This window comes from Methylomonas sp. MED-D, assembly GCF_050276835.1.
Lineage (GTDB): Bacteria > Pseudomonadota > Gammaproteobacteria > Methylococcales > Methylomonadaceae > Methylomonas > Methylomonas koyamae_A.
The window spans coordinates 1,529,117-1,545,128 of sequence record NZ_CP189965.1; the positions used below are offsets into that span (position 1 = coordinate 1,529,117).

At 59.2% G+C, this 16,012-nt stretch carries 5 protein-coding genes; all 5 read left to right on the forward strand.

The window, feature by feature from the left end; genetic code table 11:
- Window positions 1-9: 9 nt before the first annotated feature.
- Complete coding sequence (locus ACQE3E_RS06875; protein ID WP_313728618.1) at window positions 10-11,199, forward strand: filamentous haemagglutinin family protein; 11,190 nt, start codon at window positions 10-12, stop codon at window positions 11,197-11,199.
- Window positions 11,200-11,338: 139 nt separating this feature from the next.
- Window positions 11,339-13,126, forward strand: a complete 1,788-nt coding sequence (locus ACQE3E_RS06880) for a DUF2341 domain-containing protein (RefSeq protein WP_313728617.1) — start codon at window positions 11,339-11,341, stop codon at window positions 13,124-13,126.
- A gap of 84 nt (window positions 13,127-13,210) precedes the next feature.
- On the forward strand, window positions 13,211-13,615 hold the full coding sequence (locus ACQE3E_RS06885) for an ExbD/TolR family protein (RefSeq protein WP_071155059.1): 405 nt from the start codon (window positions 13,211-13,213) through the stop codon (window positions 13,613-13,615).
- A 6-nt stretch (window positions 13,616-13,621) separates the two neighbouring features.
- Window positions 13,622-14,281 (forward strand): energy transducer TonB family protein, encoded by a 660-nt coding sequence (locus tag ACQE3E_RS06890; RefSeq protein ID WP_313728616.1) that lies wholly within the window; start codon window positions 13,622-13,624, stop codon window positions 14,279-14,281.
- Between the two features lie 18 nt (window positions 14,282-14,299).
- Entirely contained in the window at window positions 14,300-16,009 is a 1,710-nt protein-coding gene (locus tag ACQE3E_RS06895; RefSeq protein WP_168033661.1) for a putative porin, read from the forward strand.
- Window positions 16,010-16,012: the final 3 nt, after the last annotated feature.

The window sequence follows — 16,012 nt, forward strand, 5'->3', positions numbered from 1 at the left end:
GCTAATTCCATGACCAACAAACCATCGGCTAAATCCCAGGACGTTCAATTTCGATTGAAACCGCTCGCGGCTCGCGTGAGCTACGCATTGGCCGGCGGCCTGTTGGTGGGTAACGGCGCCGCGTTGGCCGAATTACCGATACCGGCGGCCGCTTGGATCAGTAGCGGTAGTGCGCAAGCACCGGTCGTGGACGGGAATACGATGGTGATCAAGCAGCTTTCGGACAAAGCAGTCTTGAATTGGCAAAAATTCAACGTCGGCAAGGAAAATACCGTCAAGTTCGAGCAGCCCGGCACCTCGTCGATCGCATTGAACAAGATAAACGATCCAGATCAAGATCCCAGCAGGATCATGGGTCAGATCGTCGCCAACGGCCAAATCTATCTGTACAACAAAAACGGCTTTATCTTCGACAAAGACTCGGTGGTGAACGTCAACAGCTTCATCGCCACCACGTTGAAAGTTACCGACGAAGCCTGGGCGCGCGGCATCACCCGCGTCTACGACGAAAGCAAGGGCGCGGCCTTGGTCATCGAACCCAAATCGCCTGACGATAAGCTCGATCCGAAAACCGCCGAAATACTGATTAACGCCGGCGCCAAGATCACCACCGACAAGGCCGGCCGCATCATCATCGCCGCGCCGAAAATTACTAACGAGGGGACCGTGAGCGCCGGCGCTCAAGGCCAAATCATCATGGCGGCCAGTGAAGACAAGGTGTATCTGCAGGCCGCCGACGATAAAAGTCCGTTCGCCGGCTTGCTGGTCGAAGTCGGTACCGGCGGCAAGGTGACCAATCGCGGCGACATTTCGGTGCGGCAGGGCAATGTGACCTTGGCCGGTTTCGCGGTCAACCAGGAAGGCCGAGTCAGCGCGACGACGTCTGTCAACGTTAACGGTTCCATTCGTTTGATCGCCAGGGAGAAAATCAAGGAGAACAATCCGGTATTGCTCGCTACGCAGACCGTCCGCGACAATGCCGGCGACGGGGCCGAAACCAAGGCCAAGGTTCGCTTGGGTGACGGCAGCGTCACCGAAGTGGTGGCCGATAGCGACGGCGGTAGCGCGATCGACGAACAGACGCAACCGGCGTCTTATATCGAGATTGGTGCCCACACGGTGGCCTTGGAGTCGGGTTCGACGATACACGCGCCCGGCGCGACCGTTGCCGTTAACGCGACCGACACTCCGGAAAACGCCGGCCTTGGCAAGTCCGGCCGAATATTGATTGATAAAAACGCCAAAATCGACGTGGCCGGCTATAAAAACGTCAAGGTAGCGATGGAGCGCAATGTCGGCGAGATTTCGGTGCAGAGTTACGACTTGCGCGATTCGCCGCTGCAGCGCGGCGGGATTCTAAAAGGCAAAACAGTGTATGTCGATTTGCGCAAGGGTACCGAGCTGGTCGATGACGACGGCGCCTTGGCCAGGATCAGCCGAACGGTGGAAGAGCGATTGGGCACGGGCGGTAAAATCACGTTGACGTCCGGTGGCGACGTGATCGCCAACGACGGCTCGCAATTCGATATTTCCGGCGGCTCGCTGCAATATCAGGATGGTTACATCAAGACCACCAAGCTGCTGACCAGCTACGGTGAGGTTGTCGATATTAGCGATGCCGATCCTACGGCACAGTATGCCGGCGTTTTCGGTAGCGTCGAGGAAAATCATGCCAAATGGGGGGCCAGTAAAACGTGGAACTTGCTGGGGTCGTTCGGCAAAGGCGTTTTTGAAAAAGGCTATACCGAGGGTCTGGCCGCCGGCAGCTTGAATATCTCGGCACCTCGGCTGGCGTGGGGCGGCACTCTGACCGCTGGTTCCGAGGTCGGTGTTTACCAGCGAGCTTCGGCGAGTGCCGCCGCGAACGGCAGCTTTGAGATCGATTTGGCGACGTTTCAGGACGCTCAAAAAACTCTGCAGAACGTTCAATTCGTCGATCGCGCCGGCGCGTTGGCCTTGGCGTTGAACGACGAATTCCCCAAGAACGGCGAGACCGATATCGATTTGAAAATCGCGGCCGCCACGCTAACCCGCTCCGGCGTCGGCAACGTGTCGGTGAAGACCCGCGGCGACGCTTCCCTAGACACCGACTTGGCGATGGGGCCGGGCGGCAAATTGAGCGTCGAGGCGACCAACATCGCCGTCAACGGCGATTTCAAAGCGGCCGGCGGCGCTCTAAATTTGCAAACCGATATTTCAGCGGTGGCGGATGGCGTCGATCTAGCGCAACAGGGGCGGATAGTCGTGGCGTCCGGAGTCAAAGTGGATGTATCCGGCGCATGGGTCAACGATTTGCGTAGTGGTCTGCATGGAACCCCGACCGATCCGTTGCTGATCGACGGCGGTAAAGTGGTGTTTCGCGCCAACGGCGACGTGCTTGTAAACAAGGGTGCCAAAATTTTGGCCGACGGTGGCGCATGGTTACCGGTCAACGGCAACCTGCGGTCCGGTCGCGGCGGCGAGATTACGTTGGCGGCCGAAGGCAGCACCGGCGACTTGATTTCGACGCTGACCTTGGCTGGCGAAATCTCCGCCTACGGTTTGGAACAAAACGGCGTGCTCAATCTGACGAGCGGCAAAATCCTGGTGGGATTGCCCGACGCCGCCGCCGACGTGACCGATACGCTAGTGCTGGGTACTTCAGCCGGATCGTTCGACCTATCCAAGCAGTTGGCCTTTCGCGAAATCAATCTGAGCGCCGACTTCGGCGGATTGACGGTAAAACGCAACGTGGACTTGAACTTGAGCCAGCGCAATCTGGTATTGACTGCCGGTTACCAGAACGCGGCGACCGGCAGTTCGATACGCCGGTTTAGCCGGACCGTCGAATTGGCCGACCATTTGCGCCAGTCGGTCACGCTAACTTTAAAAGGCTATGCCGGCGTCGTGATGGAAACCGGCAGCCGCATCGTCGCCGATACCGGTTCTACGATCGGACTGACCGCGACGGCCGGCAGCGTCTTTATCGATGGTGCGTTGAAGGCGGCGGCCGGAAAAATCAATTTGATCATCGACCCGGCCGCTGGCTTGCAATACGATCCCACTCAAACCATTTGGCTGGGCAACCATGCCAGCTTGGACGCGCGCGGCGTCGCGGTGAAGGAACTGGCGGACGCTTACGGGAACCGGGGCGGTCAAGTGCTGGACGGGGGCACGATCGCTTTCGATGCCAAACGCGGCGCCGTGGTGATCGCCGAAGGGGCGGTCCTGGATGTTTCCGGTACCGTGGCGACCGTCGATGTCGAGCGTTCCGATACGGTTTCGGCGGCGGCCTTCGTCAAGCGAACCTTCGCCTCCAATGCCGGCAACATATCGATCAAAGCGGCCGACGGTATCGTTATCGATGGTGAAATGCGAGCCTATGCCGGTTCGGCCAGCATGCACGGCGGGCGATTGTCGCTGCGCCTCGATCGTTCGGAATTAAACCGTCCGGAAATTCCGGTCGTGCCGTTTCCCGACGGACCGTTGGTCATTAACGTCAGTCAGAGCGGCAAGCGCCAATCCGAAGAGGATCTGAAGTTCGGCGACGCCTACCCGGAAGACGGCATCGGCTTCGCAAGTATCGGCGCGGATCAGATTAGTGCCGGCGGTTTCACCGACCTGAGTCTGGCCGTGAACGGGACGTTAGGCGACGCGGCGGTGGCCTTCGTCGGCGACGTCAATCTGACCGCGGCGGAACGCATCCACATCGATGCCGCCGAGCTGCGCGCGGTCGGATCGAACGGCGCCGACGCCGGCTCGGTTGTGTTGAATACCACTTTTCTAGAGCTCGGTTCCGATAAGCTACGCACTATTGCCGACAGCGCCGAAACCGGTAGCGGACAGTTCGCCGGCAATGCGCAATGGATACAACTGACCGGCGCTAGTCTCTGGAACGGCTTCCAGAAGGTCACGCTAAACAGCGCCCACGATATACGCACGATAGGCGTCCGCGAGGAAAGCGACGAGCAACGCGATTATGTCGGTGCCCTGGTGACGGCCGGCGATTTGTATTTGCACGCCAGCCAAGTATATCCCAGCACACTGACCGACTTCACGTTCGCGGTGCGCGGCAATCCGGACGGAAAAATCGTTATCTCCGGCACTAACACCGATGCGACGCCGTTGTCGGCGGCCGGTTCGTTGACTTTCGAGGCGCCCTTAATTAGCCAGCAAGGCGTGGTCAAGGCGCCGCTCGGGAAGATTACGTTCCAGGCCGGCGATACGCTAACGCTGGCCTCCGGTAGCGTGACTTCAGTCTCGGGTATCGATCGGCTGACCGCTACGGAGCTATTGATTCCATTCGGTGTTGTTCAGGGCGGAACCGACTGGTTATATACCTTGGATAATGTTCGAAATCTGGTTTGGGGCGCCGCGCCGGAAAAACGCATCGTCATGGACGCGCCGGAGATCGATGTCGCCAGCGGCAGTCTTGTGGATTTGGCTGGCGGAGGCGATTTGCTGGCCTACGAATTCATACCGGGTGCCGGCGGCTCCTACGATTATTTAACGTCCGGTAGCGGCAGCTATCAGGGCGGCTTCGCGATTTTGCCGACCTTGGGGTCGTTGCTGAGTCCGTACGACCACTACCAAAGTAGTAGCTTCGATTATTCGCTCGGCGCTACGATTCATTTGGAAGCGAGCGGCGATCTGCCGGCCGGCGACTACGCGATTTTGCCGGCGCATTATGCATTGCTGCCGGGCGCCTATCTGATCACACCGGTCGCCGACACTCAGGACCAAGTCGTCACCCAATACACGCCTGACGGTAGAACCATCGTGTCGGGTTATTTCGCCCAGGCCGGCGGCAGTATTCGCGATGCGCGTTCCAGCGGTTTTCTAATCGAAACCGGCGCCGACGTTCGTAAGTACTCGGAATATCAAACCTACACCGCCAACAGCTTTTACCAGGAGCGAGCTAAAACCAACGAAACCGCAACACCCAATTTACCGATGGACGGCGGCCAGGTTTCGTTGATCGCGCAAACCCGGTTGGTGATGGAAGGGGAGTTCATGCTGCAAGCCTTGCAAGGCGGCCGCGGCGCTCGAATGGATATCGCCGCCAATAACATCCGCATCGTCGCCGACCGCTCCGGCGAGGCTGCCGGCACCGGCGTCTTGGAAATTCTGGCCGACGACTTGAGCGCGCTGAATGTGGAAAGCCTGTTGCTCGGCGGCGCGCGAGACCGCGATGTCGAGACTGGCGAGACTGCGGTTGATGTCAGTGCCGATAGCGTGGTGTTCGCCGAGGGCGTCAATCTGCGCGGCGGCGAGATTATCGCGGCGGCCAAAAACCTGGTCGAAGTGCGTACCAATGTGAGCTTGGATGCCGATCGCCGTGTGGTCGGCGGGGACAGTGTGTTCAATCTGGTCGGTAACGGGGCCTTGCTACGCTTGTCCGGCGGCGATCAAATCGAACTGAACCGTACCGAAACCGACGGTTCGGCGGGCGATTTGTTGGTCGCCAAGGATGCGTTGTTGCACGCCGCCGCTTCGATGTTATTGGATGCTTCGCACTCGACCGAGTTGCAGGGCGATATTCGGATGGAGGGGGGGTCGTTGAATCTGGCGGCCAATAGCGTCAATCTCGGTGCCGTGGACGGCTTGGCCGGCGGCGCATTGAATCTGACCAACGCCAAATTGGCCCAGTTAAACGTGGACGAATTGGTGCTGACCGCGCGTGATAGCCTCGGCTTTTACGGCAATGTGGATTGGCGGGGCGAGCGTTTGGCGATTAACGCCGCGGGTATGACCGGTCACGGCGCGGCCGGCGACGTGGCGTCGATCAGCGCCGGAACGCTGGTCTTGGCGAACAGCGGAGCGGCGGAAAATCTACAGACTGTTGACGGCGGCGGTCGATTGGCTATCGTTGCCGATAGACTGGAAACCGGTGCCGGCCGGTTTTCGATACTGGGTTTCGACGCGGTCGATGTCAACGCGAGCGAGCAAGTCCGCGCCACCGGTGACGGCGAATTGCGCGTCGCGGCCGATTTGCGGCTGGCGACCGGCGGTTTCGGCGCCGACGGCGGCGCCAGCTTGAACATTGACGCGAGCGGGCATGCGGCGGAATTCGCCGGTCTAACCGGTAACGCGGCTATCGTCAGCGGATACGGCGCCGAATTGGCCGTTACCGCCGACAATATCGACTTCGATAGTCGGGTGGTGTTGCCGTCCGGCGCGTTGAGCCTGCACGCGTTGAGCGGTGACGTGAGCTTGGGCGAACATGCCCAGCTCGATTTGGCGGGGCGGGCCGTTAAATTCGGCGACGTCGAGCAATACAGCCAGGGCGGTCGCTTCTCGGCGGTGGCGGATCACGGCGGCATCGCCGCCAAGGCCGGGTCATTGATCGACGTGGATAGCGGCGGTGGCGATGCCGAGGGCGGAAATGTCGAAATCCGGGCTCTGGAAAAATCGGCTTCGTTGCAAGGCGAACTGCAAGCCAAGTCCGGCAGCGCGACGGTCGAGGTCGGCGAGTTCGCCGCCGGCCAGGGTTTCGACGCGTTAACGCAAAAATTGAACGGCGCCGGTATCGATCGTTCGATATACATCCGAGTCGGACAAGCCGATATCGTGCAAAGCCAGTCCGGCTCGGTCCGCGCCGAACAAGTGACGCTGGTCGCCGATACCGGTTCGATCGAACTGGCCGGCACCGTGAACGCCGACGCCGCCGACGCCGGCGGTAGCATCAAATTGTATGCCGGCGACGATGTGGTTCTGAACGCCGGCGCTACGCTGTCGGCGCGCGGTACCGGTGACGGCGCCAAGGGCGGTTCGGTGTTGTTGTCCAGCGTCGATAGCGACGGCGACGGGATCTCCGGCGTCGCGGTGGGCGAAGGTAGTCAAATCGACGTGCACGGCACCGGCGCGGAAGGCGGCGACGTGACGCTACGGGCCTTGCGGGACGGCAACGGGGTGCGGATACAGCCGGTCGCCGGCTCGGTCAGCGGTTACAAGACGTTTTATGCCGAGGGCGTCGCCAAATATGCCAACGCCGATTTGGGCGACGACGGCCGAATCGACGCCGCCGACATCGCCAAAATCAAGGCCGATACCGCCGCCTACATGACCGAAGCCAACATGGCGGCGGTCGCCGACCGGTTGGGCCAAGGCATCCGGTTGCTGGCCGGCGTCGAGATCGATTACAGCGGCGACCTGACCTTAAAGGACAAGTGGGATCTGGCCGACTGGCGCTACGACGAAAACAGCGACGACAATGTTTGGGACGACGTGCCGGGGCGCTTGGTGATTCGGGCCAGCGGCGATTTCACACTGGATCAGTCGTTGAGCGACGGGTTTAAAAACGTCACGTTTCAATACGACAATTTCGACGGCACTACCAAGTCGGTCTCGATTATCGACAAATTGCAGAGCGGCGCGTCCTGGTCCTACCAACTGACCGCCGGCGGCGATTTGACCAGCGCCGATTCGGACAAAACCTCGGGTGCCGGCGATCTGACGCTAACCAGCAACGTCAAGGTTAGAACCGGCACCGGCGACATTCAGTTGAATGCCGGCGGCGATATAGTGATTTCAGGCGGCGACAGCGCCACCAACCGGCTGGCTTCGACCGCCGCGAAAAGCAGCACGGTTTTGGCGGTCAGCGATGCGTCGGCCTGGAAAGCCGGCGGTTATCTATCGGGTTCGGGGATTGTCGCCGGGACCTATATTACCGATGTAGCCGCGGGCGGAATCGCGCATGCGACGTCCGCTTCGGCAATCAATCGCAGCCTATCGTTACGGCTGGGCGACAGCGACGCGTCCGGGTGGCGGGTTGGCGATTATTTGACTGGTAACGGCATCGCGTCGGGTACCACTATCACCGGTATTAATCCGGCCGGCGTCGCGGCGCAAACCACGGCTTTGGCCGCCAAGAACACCAAGAGTCTGAAAGTCGCCGATGTCGGCGGTTGGGTGGTTGGCGACTACCTGTCCGGCAACGGTGTCGCGGCCGGGACTCAGATTACCGCGATCAACGTCAACACCAAGACAGTCACGATCAACAACGCACTGACTGCGGCGGTTTCGGCCAATTCGACCTTGACGACCCTGCCTTCGGTACATTTAAGCACCGCGACGACCAAAATAATGACCGCCGACACGGCCATTTCGACGTTGCCGACCGTGACGCTTAGCCAAGCCACGTCGTTGCAGATAGCCAATAATACTCAACTAACCGCCACTTACACGCCGGCATCCATCTACAGCGCGGGCACAACGACGCAAGTCGCTCCTTACGGCACGCTCAGCGACCGGGCGGTTGCCCTGTTTGCCTATAGCGAATATCCGGTGGACGGCGGTAATGTCGGTCTGGCGGCGGCTGGTAATATCCAAGGGACGGTCAGCAATAACAACTATAACGATTGGTTGCTACGCATCGGCCAGTGGTCGGATCAGGCTCAGGAAAAACCAACCGCCTGGGGCGTGGCCTTGGGCTATATTCCCGGCGCCGCCAGTAACACCCAACCGGGTAAGGCACCAATGCCGTTGTTCCAGCAAAACGTCGGCGCTTTCGGCGGCGGCGCGGTTAAGGTCACGGCGGGCGGCGATATCAACGATCTGGAAGTGGTCATGCCGACTACCGGCAAGCAGGTCGGCGACGCCAACGGTAGCCCGAACCTGAGCGGATTTAACAGTAACCAAGTCGAGGTCGGCGGCGGCGGTACTCTGGCGATACAGGCCGGCGGTAACGTCAACGGCGGTGTGTTCTATGTGGGTCAAGGCGAAGGCTCGCTGAGCGCTGGCGGAAGCATAGGCGGCGGCAGTCAGTTTGCCGACGGTCCGGTACTGTTGATGGGGGATACCCGTTTCGACATATCGGCTGGAAACGACTTGTCGCTGGCCGGCGTCACCGATCCGATGATAGCGGACGACGGCGAAGTGAATTTTTTCAGCTACGGCGCCGACAGTGGTTTGACCTTGGCCACTCTGGCCGGCGACATTGGCTTATATAGTAGTACCTCGAAATTGATTTCCGTGTTGATTCCCACTGGAACGAATGAGCAACAGTCGTTGGCGGCCTTATATCCCGGCTCCTTGAATGCCACCGCGTTTGGCGGAGACATCGTATTGAACGACGAAATCATCCTGTTTCCGGCGGCGACCGGTAGCTTGAATTTGTTGGCGGAAGGCGACATCAGCGCGGCCGATCTTACCGATCGCCTGGGAGTATCCGATGCCGACCCGGCGTTGGCGCCCGGCGCCACCGCACCGCTGGCGCGGACATCGATGGCGGATTTGGCCGGCGCCTTCAATCCGCTCGGGAATTCGCCGCTGGCGCATGCCGCCACGCCGATCCACGCCGGCGACAAGCAACCGGCGCGCTTGGTGACGCGCAGCGGCGACATCAAGAATATCGAATTGGTGTTGGCGACCAAAGTCTTGGTGGATTCGGGGCACGACATCCTGAATCTAGCGGTGTCGGCGCAACACGCCAACGTCGACGATGCCAGCCTAATCAAGGCCGCCCGCGATATTCGCTTTAGCAGCGCTCGCAATGCGAATGGTTCGCTGTTGGATAACAGCGCTAGTATCGAGATCGGCGGCAGCGGTGAGGTGCTGGTAAAAGCCGGCCGCGACATCGATTTGGGGGCTTCCAACGGGATATCGACGGTCGGCGACGTGACAAATGCCAATCTGCCGGACCAGGGTGCCAATCTGACAGTGATGGCCGGCGTCGGCGGCGAGATCGACTATGCCAATTTCATTGAGGTTTATCTGCAAGGTCCGACGCGTTACATCCAAACCTTGTTGGCGTTCGCCGATTATTACGAGCGATTGAATAATTTAAAAAATGCCGACTTGTTTAGTGACGTATCCGGCGCGGCTGGTCTGGACGCCGCCAAGTACCAGAAGTTGGAAACCTTGATTTCGGCGGTTTACCAAGCCCATGAAAAGGAGCATGCCGACGCCAGGCAGGCGATCGGCGCCTTGGTAACCGACTTTATGCGGACGCGCACCGGCGAGGCTAATTTAAGCGAAGCCGACGCGCTAACGGCGTTCGCTAGCCTGTCCAACGACGATTTGGTTGCGATAGAACCGCAACTGAGCAAAATTCTGATGCCGCTGTATTTCCAACAAATTCAATCCACCAGCGGAGAAGCGGTTATCAAGGTTTTGGGTGAATCCAAAGTGCAGGCATTGTTCCCCGGCGCCACTTGGAAGACCGATCTCGGTAAGGCGCTGAATGTGTTGGGCTACGCGTCCGAAGCCTTTCTGTTCCCCGGTGCCGCGACTCAATCCAAGCTTATCGATGCGACGCGGTCGCTGACGGGCGACACTACGCTAACTTCGGCATCGGCACTGGAAGCTTTTCGCGAGTTGCCGACGCAGCAAGTAGCGGCGGCACGGAAAACCTTCGATCTGATTAAAACGCAGTTTTTCAGCGGCTTGAAGTCGGGCGACGGCGCCTTGGCCGAAAGTGCTTTGCAAGCGCTGTTCCCGGAAGGCGATTGGCTTGGTGCCGACGGTCTTGCGCAGGTCTCGTTTCCGTGGCAGGGTAACTTGCGGATGGTGTTCAGCAAAATGCATACGCTGGATGGCGGAAACATCAATCTGTTGGTGCCGGGCGGCGAAGTCAACGCCGGTCTGGCGGTATCCTTTCAGGGCGCTAAGCCGGCGTCGGACCTGGGTATTGTCGTGCAGCGCGCCGGCAGTGTGAACGCTTTCGTGCGCGATAATTTTCAGGTCAACACGTCCAGGGTGTTCGCGTTGGACGGCGGCGACATTATGCTGTGGTCGTCCAAGGGTAATATCGATGCCGGCCGCGGTGCCAAATCGGCTATTTCCGCGCCGGCGCCGAAAATCAGCTTCGACGAAAAAGGCAACATGGTCATCGAGTTTCCGCCGGTGGTATCCGGCAGCGGTATCCGGACCGCGGGCAGCTCGGAAGGCGTGGTCGGCGGCGACGTGTATTTGTTCGCGCCGCAAGGGGTGGTCGATGCCGGCGAGGCTGGGATCGGCGGTACCAACGTCACCATTTCGGCGACGGCGGTATTGGGCGCGCAAAACATCCAGGTCAGCGGAATTTCCACCGGCGTGCCGGTGGCCTCGGTTGGTAGTGTCGCCGCCGGCTTGACCGGCACCAGCAATTTGACCGCCGGTGTCAGCCAAATGGCCGAAAGCACGGTCGGCGGCGACGTGGCCGGCAAGAACACCGCCGCCGCGATTGCCAAGGCTATCCTCGGCATACTCAGCGTCGAAATCCTCGGTTTCGGCGATTGATAGCGGTACCGGCGGCAAGCTGCCGCTGATTGGCTCGGCGGAGCGCGCCGTCCGAGGCTTTGGCGTCATTCCCAAGGTGTCATAAAAATGTAAGATTTGGCGGGGATAATTCGCGATATGTTTTGATTTGAGAGTAAACATGAAGCGGATAGTCCTGGCAGTATTGACCTTGTTGAGTTTATCGCAGCCGGCCCTGGCGTGGTGGAACGACGATTGGGGTTACCGGAAGAAAATCACCCTGGATGCCAAGCAATTGCAGCAGGAAGGCGTCAAGCCGGTCGGCGAGGCTTTGATACCGGTACGGCTGCATACCGGCAATTTCGGCTTCTTTACCGATCTGGGCGAAAACGGCAAGGATGTGCGCTTTATCGCCGGCGACGACAAAACCCCGCTGAAGTTTTACATCGAGAAAATCGATGCGATCAACGAGATGGCGCTGATCTGGGTGAAATTGCCCAAGGACATCGCCAATGCCGACGAGCCGGCGATCTGGATGTATTACGGCAATCCCAAGGCCGTGGACGGCCAGGACGGCGCCGGCTTGTTCGATGTCGCCCAAGGTCTGGCTTTCCATTTCGAGGCCGATGCGGTCAAGGATGCCACCGCCTACGCCAGCCAACCGAGTAGCGCCGGCTCCAGCCGGATCGAGGGCGGCGCGATCGGCGACGCGGCGGGGTTTAACGGCGGAGCGGTCATCAAGGTGCCGGCCACGCCGGCGATCCAAACCGCGACCGATCCCGGCTGGACGCTGTCGATGTGGGTCAAGATCGATCAGCCGCAGGCCGACGCGGTCATATTTCAACGCGATAAATTGACTTTATCCGTTAGAGGTCAGGCGCCGGTCTTGCAAGTGGCCGGCAAGGAATTCGTCAGTCCGGCCGGCTTGAATCTGGCCGCGTGGCAGTTGTTGGCGGTGACCGGCAACGCTGGCGGTTACACCTTATATGTCGACGGCAAGGCGGTCGGCAACGTACCGGCGACGGTGACTGCGCTGGACGGCGAGTTGGCGATCGGCGCCGCGCTAGACGGTAGCCGCGGCTTCGTCGGCGCGCTCGACGAATTCGGCATTGCCAAAACGGTGCGCGACGGCAACGCCTTGCGCTTCACCGCCTTGTTGCAAGGCCAAAACTCCACGTTGTTGAGTTACGGCGAGGACAGTACGCCGGACAGCGAGGAGGGCGGCGAGTCGTATTTTACCGCGACGCTGAACAACGTGACCGTGGACGGCTGGGTGGTGATCGGCATCCTGATGGTGATGTTCGTGATCAGTTGGCTGGTGATGATTGCCAAGGCCATCGTGCTGGGCCGGACCCAGTCCGAAAACAAAAAGTTCGAAGCGGCCTTCAGCCGGTTAGGTCAGCGCGATATTGCCACGTTGGACCACGCGGACGAAGACGGTCAAAGCGACTTCGACGAGTCGCCGTTGCTGTTGTCGTTGACCGGTCATCACGCCGCGTTCGCCGGGTCGTCGATCTACCGGGTCTATCACGTCGGCGTGCAGGAAATGAACAAGCGTCTGGCCAAGGCGGTCGGCGCCGATGTCGCGGACCGAGCGTTGTCGGCGCAGGCGCTGAACGCGGTCAAGGCCTCGATGGACGGCGCGCTGGTCCGCGAACTGCAAAAACTCAATTCGCAAATGGTGTTGTTGACCATCGCCATCTCCGGCGGACCGTTTCTGGGGCTGCTCGGGACCGTGGTGGGAGTCATGATTACGTTCGCGGCGATCGCGGTCAGCGGCGAAGTCAACGTCAACGCCATCGCGCCGGGTATCGCGGCTGCGTTGACCGCGACAGTCGCCGGGCTGGGCGTCGCGATTCCGGCCTTGTTCGGATACAACTATTTAGGTAGCCAGATTAAGGTGATTACCGCCGATATGCAGGTGTTCGTCGACGAGTTCGTCGCCAAATTGGCCGAACAGCATAGCTGACCACCCATTCGTAGGGTACGCATTGCGTACCTTGCAATTTAGCCGGTACGCAATGCGTACCCTACGAAAACGCGAGAAGTTTCCATGAAAGTTCAAGAAGAAAATGCCGCTTACGACGAGATCAACATCACGCCGATGCTCGATCTGGCTTATGTGCTGTTGGTGGTGTTTATTTTGATGACCACCGCGGCGGTGCAAGGCGTGCAAGTTAACCTGCCTAAGGCCAGTAATACGCCCAGCCTGTCCAAGCCGCAAACTAAAGCGATTACGGTCACCGCCGACGGTACGATTTTCTTGGATACGTTTCCGGTGACGATGGAACAGCTGGAATCGACCTTGTTGCAATACAAGGCCGCCAATCCGGAACTGCCGGTGGTCGTCAAGGGCGATGCCACGGTGCAATATCAAAGTGTTGTGGACATTCTGGCCTTGTTGGGCCGCTTGGAAATCACCCAGGTCGGCTTGGTAACGCAGAGTTTGGTCAAGTAACGTCTTATGTCCGGACACAAACATTGGCGGGTGTATATCCCGCGTCTGATCGGTTTTGCGCTGGCGGCCTTGGCGATCTATTACATCGTCAAGGTGATCGGCGAGTTCATCAACGAAAAGCCGGCGCGCGGCGAAAAGAAGATTCAGCCGATTACCTTGCTGAAACCGCCGCCACCGCCCCCGCCACCGCCCAAGGTCGAAAAGCCGCCCGAGCCGGAAATCAAGGAAAAAATCGAGGAGCCGGAGCCCGAGCCGGAAGCCAAACCCGAGGAAACGCCGCCCGACGAAGCGCCGGCCCGTGATTTGGGTTTGGATGCCGAAGGTTCGGCGGGTTCCGACGGGTTTGGGCTGGCGGCGCGCAAGGGTGGTACCGGCCTGTTCGGCGGAGGCAGTCCCTACGCCTGGTACGGCGGCTTGATCAAGAGCGACATCACCAACTTACTGAGTAGTCACGACGATTTACGGCGCAAGGGTTATACCGCCATCGTCAAAATTTGGCTGAAGTCGGATGGGTCGGTTGAACGTCTGGAATTGGCGAAAGGCAGTAACGACGCGGAGATCGACGAATTGCTGACGCGCTCGCTGGAGAAATTCAAGCGCGTCGCCGAGCCGCCGCCGCCCGGCATGCAGCAACCGATCAAGTTAAAAATTTCATCACGACTATAAATCTAAACAGGTAGATCCATGGCGAACAAAAAACGGCTGATGGCCCTGGCATTGTCCGGGCTGATCGGCACGGCGCAGGCCGGCGAAAAGGAGGAGTTGCTGAAGCTGCGAAACACCACCACCAATTTGATCAAGCAATTGGTCAAGCAGGGCGTGATTACCGATAAGATGGCCAATGAGATGATCAAGCAGGCCGAGGTCGACGCGGAGCAACAGGTGGCGCAAGCCAAGGCGGCCGGCGCCAAGGAAGCTGTGCCGGCCGACGAGGTCAGGGTGGCCTACGTACCCGATTTCGTCAAGGACGAGATTCGCCAGCAGGTGCGTAGCGAGCTGCGTGAAGAAGTCGTCGGCGACGTGATGCAAAAAGCCAAGAACGAACAATGGGGCTTGCCGAACGCATTACCGGAATGGACTAAGCGTTTCAAGCTGTCCGGCGACATTCGCTTGCGTTCGCAGCATGAGTATATGGCCCAGGACAATATCGCCGACTCGTATTTTAACTACCAAGCCTTGAATGACGCTGGCGGCTTCACCAATGCGCAAGATAACTTAACGTTGTTTCAAAACTCGACCAATGATCGCCAGCGTTTCCGCGAGCGCTTGCGCTTGGGTATAGACGCTAGTATTACCGATAGCGTCAAGGCTGGTGTGCGTTTGGCGACCGGTAACCAGCGCGATCCGGTTTCAACCAACCAGACCTTGGCCAATTTTGGTAATCGTTACGAATTCACGGTCGATAGAGCTTATCTGCAGTACGACGGGGTTGACGACAACAAATTCAAGTGGCTGACCTTGAGCGGTGGCCGGATCAAGAACCCTTGGTATACCGGCGGCGGCGAATTCAGCGGTGGTAGCGAGTTGGTATGGGATACCGATTTGTCGTTCGAGGGTTTTGCCGCCACGGTCAGGCAGCGCCTGGGTGGCTCGGACAGCTTACTGGAGAATACCGATCACTCGGATTCGGTGTTTATAACGGCAGGCGCGTTTCCGTTGCAGGAAACCGCGTTCAGCAACGATAAATGGCTGTTCGGCGGTCAGGCCGGTCTCGAATTGGGATTCGACAACCAAGATAGTTTGAAGTTGTCCGGCGCGTATTTCGATTATGTGAACGTCGAGGCGAACCAAAACACCTCGACCACATTTACTTGCGATAACAATACTGCGGCTAATAACGCTTCGAGGCCGAGTTTCTTGCAAGGAGGCAATACGTACGCGACGATCTGCGCGGAGGGCAACCGTAACGACCTGGCGTCGCGAACGGGTTTTCCGGCCATGGTCGGCTTAGCCTCTGACTTCAACATCGTCAATATCAACGCATCCTACGATATGGCGGTGTTTGCGCCCTACCACCTAAGGTTTAGCGGCGATTACGCGAAAAACATCGGCTTCAACAAAGCTTTAGTTAGCGCTAGATACGGTTTGCCGGTCGATGAAAAAACCAACGCCTGGCAATTTCGCGCCGACTTCGGCTGGCCGAAAGTGGAAGTGGCCGGCAATTGGAACGTGTTCGCGGCCTACAAATACGTTGGGCGCGACGCGGTGTTGGATGCCTTCACCGATTCGGACTTCCATTTGGGCGGTACCAACGTCAAGGGCTGGTTCGTTGGCGGCAATTACGGCCTGATGAAAAACGTCTGGCTGACCGGCCGCTGGCTCAGCGCCGATATGATCAGCGGTCCGCCCTGGGGTATTGACGTGTTGCAGATGGACATCAATACCCAATTTTAGGAG

Excerpts from the sequence above, each read along its gene's own strand:
- ACQE3E_RS06875 (WP_313728618.1), top strand. The coding sequence starts at position 10 with ATGACCAACAAACCATCGGCTAAATCCCAGGACGTTCAATTTCGATTG.
- ACQE3E_RS06880 (WP_313728617.1), top strand. The coding sequence starts at position 11,339 with ATGAAGCGGATAGTCCTGGCAGTATTGACCTTGTTGAGTTTATCGCAG.
- ACQE3E_RS06885 (WP_071155059.1), top strand. The coding sequence starts at position 13,211 with ATGAAAGTTCAAGAAGAAAATGCCGCTTACGACGAGATCAACATCACG.
- ACQE3E_RS06890 (WP_313728616.1), top strand. The coding sequence starts at position 13,622 with ATGTCCGGACACAAACATTGGCGGGTGTATATCCCGCGTCTGATCGGT.
- ACQE3E_RS06895 (WP_168033661.1), top strand. The coding sequence starts at position 14,300 with ATGGCGAACAAAAAACGGCTGATGGCCCTGGCATTGTCCGGGCTGATC.